Consider the following 10687-nt stretch of genomic DNA (forward strand, 5'->3'; position numbering starts at 1 on the left):
TAGGTTTTCACACAGTCTGATGTGCGGTTTTTTTGTTTTTGGCTTTTGATGGGGTTTGTAATGAGAGGGTTTGCGACACGCTCCGTGCAGATGCATCAATAACAGGTGTTTGGCACATCAGGCGGCAACCGCCTGCCGTTGTTGCTTGAGCAACGGCACGGCGCGTACTGAGCTGCCCGGTTGCAATCGCAGGCGTTTGGCGGTCAGGCGATCGACCAGCAGGCAGTTGCCGACCATTCGGGCGCGGGCGGCGGTGATTCGGCAGTTTTCCAGGCGCTGGTTATGGATCAGCCAGAGTGGCGCATTGTCGTCTGGTGTGCCGACCATCAGGTCCAGCGACTGGCTGTCGCGCACGGCACGGATTTTCGAGATCTGGGCTTCCATGACCGGACCGCCGTCGAAGATGTCGATGTAACCCTGATGGGAAAAGCCTTCGTTGCAGAGGATTCTGCGCGCCGGTTCGGCGTATTGATGGGCCTTGCCGATCACGGCCTGAGCTTGCTCGGTGAGCAGGCAGGTGTACAGCGGCTGACGTGGCATCAGCTCGGCGATGGACGACTTGTTGCCAAGCCCGGAAAGGTGATCGGCGTGACTGAAGTCCATTTTGAAAAAATGTCGACCGAGGCTGTCCCAAAACGGCGAGCATCCGTGCTCGTCGGCGCTGCCGCGCAGTTCGGCGATCAGTTTTTCGCCGAACAAGTGTGGGAACTCGGCGACAAACAGCAATCGCGCAACTGATAACAGTCGGCCGTTATGGCCTTGACGCTGATCCGGGCGCAGGAACAACGAGCAGATTTCCGATTGGCCGGTCATTTCGTTGTTGAGGAACAAGGTCGGGATTTGTCGACGGATTCCCAGGTCTGCCGAGGTGTTGACCGTCAACCCGACACGGTAGTTGTACCAGGGCTCACGCAGCCCGACGGCACCTGCCAGGGCGCTGACGCCGATCACTTGCTGATCGTCGTCTTCGAGCACGAACAGGTAGTCGGCGTCCGCCCGTTCTACCTGCCCGACAAAGGTCCGCTGCGCCCAGCGTATGCGCAGGGTCAGACGCTCCTCGTTGGCCGGCAGCGTAGTGAACTCCGGGCCGGCGAGGCGTGCCAGCGCCAGTAACGCGGGCAGGTCGGTCATTTGAACCGGGCGCACGATCATGATGGAGCTCCTTGGGGGCGGAAGATCTGCTTCATAGCGCAATCAGCCTAACGGGGCTGCCGTTGTCCAGTTGCAAGGCGTCGAGCTGGGTGGAGTTGAGCAAGACAGGCTCCTCAAGGCTCCAGTCCAGCTCGGCGATAATTGCCCGGTAGTTTTCCAGTGCGTCATTGCTCAGCAGGTACGGCGTCTTGCCACTGCTGTGTGGGCTCAAGTGCGCAACGGCCGTGCGGGTCTGGGTGATCGAACGAATACTCGCGGTGCGCGCAAACAGCGTTGGTCCACCGTCGACGAGGTCGATGTAGCTGTTGCTCTCGAAGCCTTCGCGTTCAAGGATATCGAAGGCTTCCTGGCCGTCCGGATGAATCCGGCCAATACACGCCTGAGCGCTTTGCGGCAGCATCGGTACGTAGATCGGGTAGTGCGGCATCAACTCGGCGAGAAAACTTCGGTTTTTCAAGCCGCAGAGGCGTTCAGCCTCGACATAAGGCAGGTCAAAAAAGTGCTTGCCCAGTGCATCCCAGAATGGCGATTCACCTGCGTCGTTGCTGTAGCCGACGATTTCGGCAATCACTGCGTCGGAAAAGCGCTGAGGGTGGGCGGCGATGAACATCAGGCGGGCCCGGGAAAGCATTTGCGAAGAGGGTGTGCGCTCAAGCTCGGTGTTGAGATGAAAACCTCGCAGCAAGGTATGTGCGCGGAGGTCCTGGCATAACGACAGCGCCGGCACCCCGTGATGAATGTTCAGCTCGCGCGACTCGCTGGTGAAAGGGCGGTTGCGCAGGCTGTAGAAGGGCTCGCTGAAACCGGCGGTCGCGAGGACTTCCGAACAGCCCAGCAGCCGTTGACTGGCCAGGTCCTCCAGCACGAAGAAATAGTTCTCCGGGCCATGGCTCTTCACGTCACTGGCAAACGATGCGCAGGAAGCGAGAATCTTCTGGCGCAGGCGCTCGCTGTCGTCCGGAAACGAGGTGGCACTCTCCAGGCTGTCGCGTGCAAGTTGCTGCAACTGAGGCAGGTCGGATAACTGAACTGGACGTAAGGCCAGCATGGAGGTACTCCTGTATCAAAGAGCCTGATACCGGGGCATCAGGCTTGACTATCACTGTCGGCTTCCACGCATACAACGGCGGTCGGCTAATCACCGTCAGCGACCGCTCGACGTTTTGAACACTGTTTTTTTCAACTGTTGGACGGGTCTGGCAATACGCTGCTGGCGCCGATTCTGTTGAGGAAAAACAGGTAGACCAGGCCCGCCGCAATCCAGATGCCGCCGAGCTTTTGCGCATCGACACCCATGTTGTAGAGGATGGCGCTGACGATGATGAAGCCGATCACCGGGCAGATCAGATGGCGGATCACCTGGCCGGATTTCTGCCGGCGCCAGTAGTAGTTGATCACTGTCAGGTGCAGCAGCATGAAGCCGCTCAGGGCCCCGAAGTTGACCAGTGAAGTGAGGGTGTCCACCGAGTTGATGAACAGGTAGCAGATCAGCAGCGACAGCACCGCCACCAGGTAAATGCTGATGTGCGGGGTATTGTGCTGGGGATGTACCTTGGCCAGCACCTTGGGCAGTTTGCCGTCTCGTGCCATACCGAACAGCAAGCGCGATACCGCGGCTTGCGAGGTGATCGCCACCGCCACGCCCCAGGCCAGTGCCGTGGCCACGCCGGTGACAGTCGCCAGCCAGCTGCCGGCGGCGATTTCGGCGATTTCATAGAACGCGGTATCGGCGGACTTGAAGCCCATGCCGGCGGCCAGGTCTGTGGCGATCCAGGTCTGTACGACGAAAATCCCCCCCATGACCACCAACGTGATCAACGCGGCTTTGCCGACGCTGCGGCCCGGATCGCCTTTGATCTCTTCGGCCAGGGTCGAAATCGCATCGAAGCCGAGGAACGACAACACCGCGATCGACACTGCCTGCATGAGCAACGCGAAGTTGAAGTGCTCAGGGTTGTACAACGGTGCCAGGGTCAACTGGCCGTTACCGGCGCCACCGTGCAAGGCGGTCCAGGCGTAGAACAGGAAAATTCCCAGCACCACCAATTGCGCCAGCAGAAAGAGCATGTTCATCCGTGCGGTAAAAGTGATGCCCCGCAGGTTGACGAAGGTCGCGCTGACCAGGAAGGCGAGGATGAAACCGACCTTGGGAATGTCCGGGTACAGGTGATTCAACGCCATCGCCGCATACACGTAGAGCAGCGGCGGGATCAGCAGGTAGTCGAGCAGCATCAGCCAGCCGGCGATAAAGCCGACATGCGGGTTCAGCCCGCGTTGAGCATAGGAGTAGACCGAGCCGGCGATCGGGAAGGCCCGCGCCATGCTGCCGTAACTCAAGGCGGTGAACAGCATCGCCACCATGCCGATGATGTAGGCCAGCGGCACCATGCCGGGGGCCTCCTGGTTGACGTAGCCATAGACGCCGAACGGGGCGATGGGGATCATGAAAATCATCCCGTAAATCACCAGGTCGGTCAGCGACAGGCTGCGTTTCAACTCTTGCTTGTAGCCGAATTCTTCTATTTCCATGAAGCAGTTCTCCTTGTAAGCCACTATGGCAATGTGTTTGAACCAGGCAGGTAAAAACACGCTACAGCGTTGGTTATCGTTGTTTTACCGGTACAACCCTCCGTTTTTTTTCAGCTTGAAACTGTTCGCTTGAGGCCTCGGCTTTACAGCAACGGCGCCAGGTAATCGCTCCAGGTCTGGACCGCCAGCCGATTGCGCAACAGGTCGTTGCGCACCTCGATCAGCACCGAGTCGATGCCACGGGCGTCGCCGTGAACCGGCACCGTCATGTCGGCCGCAGGGTTGATTTTGTAGGGCTGATTACCGGCGACCCGCAGTGGATGCCTGGCCAACCCGTCGACCAGCCGGCTTGCATAATCCTCGGCCCGCCCATACAGCACGCCGGCTTCCAGCGCTCGGGGCTGGCCGAAGTAGATTGGCGTGAAGCTGTGAATGCCCACCACCCGTACCGTGCGGCCCTCAGCCACGCGGGTATCGATCAGTTCGCCAAGGCGTGTGTGAAATGGTGTGAACAGGCACCGGCGTCGGTAGTCGCGGGTCGCATCGTCGAGATTCTGATTGCCCGGCACCGGATAAATTTCGCTCTTGGTCGGGATGCTGTCCGGCGCCTGCAACGGACGGTTGAGGTCGATCAGCAGGCGCGAGTAGTTGGCCGCCAGCAGGGTCGCGCCGAGAGCTTTGGACAGGCTCTCGGCGAGCGCCAGCGCACCGATGTCCCAGGCAATGTGCTCGTGTGTGGCATCGCCGCTCAATCCCAGATCGTTCAAGGCGCTCGGGATGTAGCGGCTGGCATGTTCACACACCAGAATCAGCGGGTGCTCGGATGCTTCCCGGCTCAGGCTGTAAGCCGGCTCGGTGTAGAGTCCAAACTCGGCGGACTCAGTAGAGGCGTGCATAGTGCTCACACAGTTGGGTGGGCGACAGGTGCTGAGTCAAGGCAAGTTCCTCGGTTTTAACGGCGAAGTAGGTGTCGAGCAGCGCGCCCGGCAAGGCTTCAAGCAAGGCCTCGCTGCCCCGCAAGTGGCTCAGGGCCTGCGCGAGTGACGCCGGCAGGGCAACGATGCCACGGTGCTGGCGTTGTTCTTCATTCAGCGAGTCCGGGACTTCATCGGTGATCGCGTGCAGCGCCAGGCGTTGCTCGATGCCCAGTCGGCCGGCAATCAGCACGGCGGCCATCGCCAGGTGGGGGGAGGACGTGGCGTCCATGGCGCGGAATTCGAGGTTGTATTGCGCGGCCTCGGATTTGCCGCCCAGGCTCACGGTCGGGCAGATCCGCAGAGAGGCTTCACGGTTGCGTTGACCCAGGCATGCATATGACGCGCTCCAGTGATGCGGTTGCAGGCGCTCATAGGAAATCGGTGTCGGCGCGGTCAACGCGCAGAGGGCCGGCAAGTAGTGCAACACGCCCGCGGACCAGTGCTGGCCAAGGGGCGACAGGCCGTTGGCGGTCCCGGCGTCATACAGCACCGGATGGCCGGACAGGTCGTGCAGGCTCAGGTGCAGGTGCACGCCATTGCACACCGCGTGCTCCGAGGTCTTGGGCGCAAAGCTCAGGTTCAGTCCCATCTGTCGGGCGATCTCGCGGGTAATCTCGCGCACGTTGACCGCACGGTCGGCCGCTGCGACGCCCAGGGTCGGTCGGCAGGTGATTTCGTATTGGTGTTTGCCATATTCGGGCAGGAACATTTCCGGCTCGACCCCACCTGCGCGCAAGGCGCTGAGTAGCCAGCCACCGAACGTTGCGCCTTGACGCTGAGCCTCTAGCGAAAACGCCAGATGTTCAGCCTGGACGCTGTCGGTGGTGAGGTTGAATTCGTGCTCGAAGGCCGCAGTGATCTGCAGCCCAAGTTCATCGTGGTAGCGCTGTACTTCGTTGCGCAGCAGCGTGCGCGGGCAGGTAGCCCATGGACGGCCATCGGTTTCGCAGATGTCGCCATGGATGAAATCCAGGGCCGGCGCACTGGCATCGGGACCGTTGCTGACCGTCACGCGGCTGCTCAGGTCGGGGATCAGCCGCAAGTCACCGTAGGCCCCCCACGGATTGCTGGCGGCGATGATGTCTTGCGGGGTCAGCGCGCTGTTGGCCGGGACCCAACCGCAACCAGCGGTCTTGTAGTGCTCCAGTTCATCGGTCGGAAACGACCGGCCACGGGTCACGCCGATCAGGTCCGTGGTGATGATGGTGGTCATTGCCACGGGCGTCAGAGGCTCACCGCTGTTGGCGCGGCTCATGCCTGCAAAGCCTGCAAACGATCGAGTACGGTTTGCGTATCGGTGATCCAGCAATAGCCCTTGATCGCACTCAGGCACGCCAGGTGGCGTTGCTCGGTATAGGTTGCGCAGGCGTCTTCGACCAACGTCACCAGATAGCCGCGGTCAGCCGCATCGCGCACGGCCATGTCGACACACTGGTCGGTGACGATGCCGGCAATGATCAGATGGCGGGTTTGCAGGTTACGCAGCACGTAGTCGATGTTGGTCGAGTTGAACACCCCGGAGGAGGTCTTGGGCAAGACGATTTCATTTTCGACCGGTGTCAGCGCTTCAATGATGGCGGCTTGCGGGCTGCCTTTTGGCAGGTGCATCTGCGACAGTTTGTGGTCCAGCGAGCGGTCGCGCCCGTCGGCGGTGAGGCTTTCGATGATCGTGTGTAGAACGTTCTGCCGAGCCGTGCGCACGGCGGCCAGCAACCTGAGTTGGTTGGGAATCACCTGTTGACGGGTGCGGTCGAGGAAGTACCTGGCGTCCGGCCCTTGCAAATGCGGGTCGAACTGCGGCTCAAGCCAGGCGCGTTGCATGTCCACCAGCAGTAGCGCGGTTCGGTTGGTAGTAAACGGCAGGTCACGGGGCGAGTGATGGGGGAGCATAAACATCCTTATTTTTCCTCCAGCAGGTGAGTGGTGAAATCGTTTCGTAGTGCGTCGATGCCTTCCAGTCGCTCGGCAAGATCGGGGCAACGCAGCGTCAGGCAGGCAATCAAGGCTTCGACCTGGGCCAGTGCCGGCACCAAGGTGTCGAAGGCCGATACCGACTCCACGGGCGCGGTGATCACCAGGTTGGCCATCTCGCGCAGCGGCGAGGCGTAGATGTCGGTAAACAGCACGACGCGCGCATGCCGGTTCTTGGCCGCGCTGGCGACACGCAGAGCCTGAGATTGATAACGTCGATAATCGAACAGCAACACCACGTCCTGACGTTGCACATCGAACAGGCGATCAGGCAGTTGCGCGTTGTCTTCCAGGGCAAAGCAGCCCGCACGCAACAGGCGCAAATGATTGAGCAGGTAGTGGGCGAGGAAGCTGCTGAAGCGTCCGCCGAAGCAATGCACTTGATGCCGTGTATCGAGCAGCCACTCCACCAGAATGCGCACATCTTCGGGTTGAGTCAGGGCCTGGGTTTCGAGCAGGGTACTGTGACTGTCCGCCAGGTAATGACTCCAGACGTCGTCTTGCTTGAGGTGTGAGCGCGGTCGCAACAACGTGCTGGGCGAGCGCAGGCGGTGATCCATGTCGCTGAGAAGCGCGTCCTGAAAATCGGCATAGCCACCGAAGCCGAGTTTTTTCACCAGGCGCACAATAGTCGGATCGCTGACGCCGGCGTGCTCGGACAGACGCGACATCGGGCCCAGCCCGCTACGCGGGTAGTGGTCCAGCAATGCACGTATGACTTTGCGTTCCGACGGCGTGAGGTCCAGGCCGGGATCGGTGATCCGGTCTCTAAGTGAGGGCATCCGAGCTCCTGCTAGAGGGGGAGGGTGTCGCTTTTATTTCATGATTGGCTAAATAAATACTTATGTAATTTATGCTACATGTCTAGCGGGTTTTTTCATGTGCCTGACCTGAAAAGCACCGAAATGGGGTGGAAGTCTTGTTGGGTAAGGCCTGCGTGGGGTTTGCTTATCTGCGAGCGCTATATCACCGATCCGACTTATCGCTTCGTCGAGGCCCATCGCCTGAGCGAGGGCGCGGTTCAAATCTACAACGCCAGCGTTGTAGATTTGAACCGCGACAAGCAACAGATTTGAGGTGATTCTCTGCATCTGCATCTGCATCTGCATCTGCAGCGTCCAGGCCTTGGCGGCTCGGTACAAGGTCACACAACCCAGCCGGGTAGAAAAATCGGGTTCAGGGCCCCCCAGCAGTACCCCGGTGCAATCATGCTGATTACCCTGATCGTCACCAGTACCCCGGTTTTTTGCATCATGCTGGGGTTTATGCTGCGTTCGGCAACAGTGACTGTCTGGCATCTGTTGTGCGCAGCCCTGGGCATTGGTGAGGCGATGATGCTGCTGCTACCCAGTGCGGCGCTTCCGGAGGGCTCGTCACGGTTTTGGTTGGGCGCAGCCATTGGGGTTCCAGTGAGCTATGCGCTTTACAACCTGTACGTCGCCTGGTCGGTGTTGTTGCTCGATGAGCAGATCACGCCGTGGATGAATGTGAGCATCAGTGCGATTGTTCTGTCGCTATTCTTGTGTCTGGTCGGGGATCGAAGTCAGGCACGAAGGGCATCACTGAGCGAAGCCTGAGCCAATCAGTGGAGTCTTGGCCCGATACGCCCACTCGTTCTGCGGTGGGCAACCGAGAACCTGGAAAGCATCGACCTTGCATCGCAATGCGGGCGCCGCAATGTGTCAGTTAGGGCGCCATTACGGCCAAGGCCGGCTCCTACAGGATGTTATCCCGATGTTGATTTTGGGCTGATTTTTTTCGCGGTTCGAATTCAGGCTTCGCTCTATGCAGTGAGGGTAGGAGTCCACTGAGAGCTTGGCGCTGGTACTCGCTGACAGCTGTGAACAGTGCTTCTGCCTCGAGACGCAGCCGCCCAACTTCGTCTGCTGATTGCGTTCCCTGAGCTTCGTGGTACTGCCGCAGCACATCCAGCGCCTGTGTCATCAAGGGTTCACCCTCTTTGATTTTGTCGATCAGGCTCTGGCCAGCGCTGTAATGGTTATCGTTGCTCATCGAACTACTCCATCCCGATTGAGGATCAACGCAGTATAGGCCGTCCCACACGACAACCCTGCACGTCCATCATAAAGCTGAGGCGAAAAAATGCCTTGCCCAAGGTGGCACCTTGCACCTGGTTACACCGAGGGCTACCAAACCCCGTCACTGATGTGCAGTGGCGGCTTGAGGATAGTCATCGACGTTAGCAGCGGAATCTGATGGGTGGTCTACAATTGAGATTCAAAATATCAACTCGCAAGACGCTTTCATCATGATGTAGGGGGTGTTGATATGTCGGTGATTTTGGAGTTGGCACTGTGGCGGTGCGGATAAAATGGATTTGCATGAAGGGGGTGTGAATAGTTCGGCCGCTACCGGCGAGCCGCCTGACGCTATCCATATTGTAATTAAGCTTTATGTCTGCTTGCTGCTCGCAGGGTTTGCGTTTGTTCCGGCTTATCTGATTGGCTACTTGTACGTCTTCCAGGATCCGACCCTTATATTCGAGAACCACACGTTCCATATCATTGCTATCACGGCCGCCACCCTGGAAGGGCTGTTTGTTACTTACGTAACCTGGTGCTGCTATCAGTCATCGGGAGATCCGCTGCTGCGCTGGATGACATTGGGCTTTCTCGGGTTTGTGATGATCTATGCCTTGCATGGGGCGTTCACCGGGCTCGCTCACTCCCATCTCTGGCTCTTCCTGCTTTACGGACCGGCCTCTCGACTGGTCATGGCAATTCTGCTGTTGATCGGCATGCTGTCGTACCATCAACCACCTGACGCCGCTGCCCAACGCACAAAGCTCCGCCCGTGGTTGACCTGGATAGGGCTGTTCCTGCTGGTTAACCTGGCGGTGGCACTCGTTGCGAATTCGCAGGTTGCGGGCCATCCCGCAGTACGCCTCGCGCTGGAAGGTGGGGCCCTGTTTTTTTCCGCCGTGAATGTGGCAGTGCTGCTGTTGCGTCGTTTCCGTTCGCCGCTGATGGTGATTTTTGCCATCTCGGTTACCGCGTTCGCGTTGTCATCTCTTGCGTTCATCCTAGGGCGTCCCTGGAACCATATGTGGTGGCTCGCCCATGCGATCTTCGCTGCTGGATTCTTCCTGTTGAGCTATGGGGTCGCGCAAGCGTTCCTCTCCACTCGGTCGTTCTCGAAGATTTACAGTCAAGGGGAGTTGATGGTGCGTCTTGCCGAGTCAATGGCCTACGCTGAAAATGCCCTGCAGGAGCTCCAGCGCACCAATCGGGAACTCGGCCACCTTGCCGCGACCGATCCACTGACGGGCGCTGACAATCGGCGTCGTTTCATGGAACGGGTCGATGCCGAAATTGACCGGGCTAAGCGCGGTGACGTTCCGTTCTCGGTGTTGGCGCTCGACCTGGACAACTTCAAGTCCATCAATGATCGCTTTGGGCATCAGGTTGGCGATGACATCCTCAAGAGGTTCGTGCAGGAGTGTCTCGAATCGATCCGGCCGTACGACGGCGTAGCCCGAGTGGGTGGGGAAGAGTTCATGATATTGCTGCCCCAGACTCCACTCGAAGGCGCACACGTAATCGCTGAGCGTCTGCGGAACACCATTGCAACGACTTCTTTCAACATCAGCCAGCAACGGCTGACCACGGTCACAGTGAGCATCGGCGTATCGCAATACGGACGAGACGGGGACTCCATCGAAGACATTCTGCATGTAGCCGATCAACGCCTATACGACGCGAAACACCAAGGTCGTAACTGTGTCGTCACTGCCATCAAAACCATCCTGCAACCTCAGCCCTGATACTACTGCGCTATCGAAACGGTGCCGGTTATCGGTACATTTCACGGTGAGGGCGAACTAACTAGGCGTCAGGTATTGCGTCCGACATGCGTCAGGATGTAGTCCTATTGAGCCGTCCTGTGACGATTGTTGGGGCAGGTCCACCACCGTTGAGGGGGCGCGCTGGGAATGCAAAGTCTTACTCTGAGCGCCTGTTCGATTATCCGTAAGCGTCCGGCCTGCCCCCTTGATGTTCGCTAGGATGAAGATAGAGTGTAGTGGTCTACTAACCCCG

Annotated in this window: 11 protein-coding genes; 3 read left to right on the top strand and 8 right to left on the bottom strand. The window is 59.1% G+C overall.

All coding sequences use genetic code 11. The features are described from left to right. Window positions 1-117: 117 nt before the first annotated feature. The 7 genes from astA to HX830_RS31405 all read right to left on the bottom strand — a co-directional run bounded on the left by astA (window position 118) and on the right by HX830_RS31405 (window position 7411). Window positions 118-1152 (bottom strand): arginine N-succinyltransferase, encoded by a 1035-nt coding sequence (gene astA, locus HX830_RS31375; protein WP_177104696.1) that lies wholly within the window; start codon window positions 1150-1152, stop codon window positions 118-120. Window positions 1153-1183: 31 nt separating this feature from the next. After that, on the bottom strand, window positions 1184-2200 hold the full coding sequence (locus tag HX830_RS31380; protein WP_152742315.1) for an arginine N-succinyltransferase: 1017 nt from the start codon (window positions 2198-2200) through the stop codon (window positions 1184-1186). Between the two features lie 131 nt (window positions 2201-2331). Then, entirely contained in the window at window positions 2332-3681 is a 1350-nt protein-coding gene (locus HX830_RS31385; RefSeq protein ID WP_152742316.1) for an APC family permease, read from the bottom strand. A gap of 143 nt (window positions 3682-3824) precedes the next feature. After that, window positions 3825-4577: an N-formylglutamate amidohydrolase gene (locus HX830_RS31390; protein ID WP_152742317.1), complete on the bottom strand. Its 753-nt coding sequence runs from the start codon at window positions 4575-4577 to the stop codon at window positions 3825-3827. Beyond that, window positions 4561-5913: a glutamine synthetase family protein gene (locus tag HX830_RS31395; protein ID WP_177104698.1), complete on the bottom strand. Its 1353-nt coding sequence runs from the start codon at window positions 5911-5913 to the stop codon at window positions 4561-4563. Before HX830_RS31395 ends, HX830_RS31390 begins: the two co-directional genes overlap by 17 nt. Further along, entirely contained in the window at window positions 5910-6554 is a 645-nt protein-coding gene (locus HX830_RS31400) for an isochorismatase family cysteine hydrolase (RefSeq protein ID WP_103497519.1), read from the bottom strand. Before HX830_RS31400 ends, HX830_RS31395 begins: the two co-directional genes overlap by 4 nt. A gap of 2 nt (window positions 6555-6556) precedes the next feature. Then, window positions 6557-7411 (bottom strand): MurR/RpiR family transcriptional regulator, encoded by an 855-nt coding sequence (locus HX830_RS31405; RefSeq protein ID WP_103497518.1) that lies wholly within the window; start codon window positions 7409-7411, stop codon window positions 6557-6559. Between the two features lie 99 nt (window positions 7412-7510). On the opposite strand from HX830_RS31405, the gene HX830_RS32285 reads away from it, so the two are divergent. Together HX830_RS32285 and HX830_RS31415 are read left to right on the top strand one after the other, a co-directional pair. Continuing rightward, window positions 7511-7705, top strand: a complete 195-nt coding sequence (locus HX830_RS32285) for a hypothetical protein (RefSeq protein ID WP_247263431.1) — start codon at window positions 7511-7513, stop codon at window positions 7703-7705. A 132-nt stretch (window positions 7706-7837) separates the two neighbouring features. Next, window positions 7838-8206 carry a hypothetical protein gene (locus HX830_RS31415; RefSeq protein ID WP_103497517.1) on the top strand — a complete coding sequence of 123 codons (369 nt, stop codon included), beginning with the start codon at window positions 7838-7840 and terminating at the stop codon, window positions 8204-8206. A gap of 139 nt (window positions 8207-8345) precedes the next feature. Here the strand turns inward: HX830_RS31415 and HX830_RS31420 are convergent, their stop codons facing one another. Continuing rightward, window positions 8346-8642 (bottom strand): hypothetical protein, encoded by a 297-nt coding sequence (locus HX830_RS31420; RefSeq protein ID WP_248747286.1) that lies wholly within the window; start codon window positions 8640-8642, stop codon window positions 8346-8348. Window positions 8643-8961: 319 nt separating this feature from the next. Between HX830_RS31420 and HX830_RS31425 the strand changes: the two genes are divergently transcribed. After that, a complete protein-coding gene (locus HX830_RS31425; RefSeq protein ID WP_152742318.1) occupies window positions 8962-10413 on the top strand; it encodes a GGDEF domain-containing protein in 1452 nt (483 codons plus the stop codon). Window positions 10414-10687 lie beyond the last annotated feature (274 nt).

The sequence above is a fragment of the Pseudomonas gingeri genome (assembly GCF_013385425.1).
GTDB lineage: Bacteria > Pseudomonadota > Gammaproteobacteria > Pseudomonadales > Pseudomonadaceae > Aquipseudomonas > Aquipseudomonas gingeri_D.

Bases quoted from the DNA above. Each gene is read 5' to 3' on its own strand.
- HX830_RS31400 (WP_103497519.1), bottom strand. From the start codon at position 6,554: ATGTTTATGCTCCCCCATCACTCGCCCCGTGACCTGCCGTTTACTACC.
- HX830_RS31380 (WP_152742315.1), bottom strand. From the start codon at position 2,200: ATGCTGGCCTTACGTCCAGTTCAGTTATCCGACCTGCCTCAGTTGCAG.
- HX830_RS31420 (WP_248747286.1), bottom strand. From the start codon at position 8,642: ATGAGCAACGATAACCATTACAGCGCTGGCCAGAGCCTGATCGACAAA.
- HX830_RS31385 (WP_152742316.1), bottom strand. From the start codon at position 3,681: ATGGAAATAGAAGAATTCGGCTACAAGCAAGAGTTGAAACGCAGCCTG.
- HX830_RS31405 (WP_103497518.1), bottom strand. From the start codon at position 7,411: ATGCCCTCACTTAGAGACCGGATCACCGATCCCGGCCTGGACCTCACG.
- HX830_RS31390 (WP_152742317.1), bottom strand. From the start codon at position 4,577: ATGCACGCCTCTACTGAGTCCGCCGAGTTTGGACTCTACACCGAGCCG.
- astA (WP_177104696.1), bottom strand. From the start codon at position 1,152: ATGATCGTGCGCCCGGTTCAAATGACCGACCTGCCCGCGTTACTGGCG.
- HX830_RS31415 (WP_103497517.1), top strand. From the start codon at position 7,838: ATGCTGATTACCCTGATCGTCACCAGTACCCCGGTTTTTTGCATCATG.
- HX830_RS31425 (WP_152742318.1), top strand. From the start codon at position 8,962: ATGGATTTGCATGAAGGGGGTGTGAATAGTTCGGCCGCTACCGGCGAG.
- HX830_RS31395 (WP_177104698.1), bottom strand. From the start codon at position 5,913: ATGAGCCGCGCCAACAGCGGTGAGCCTCTGACGCCCGTGGCAATGACC.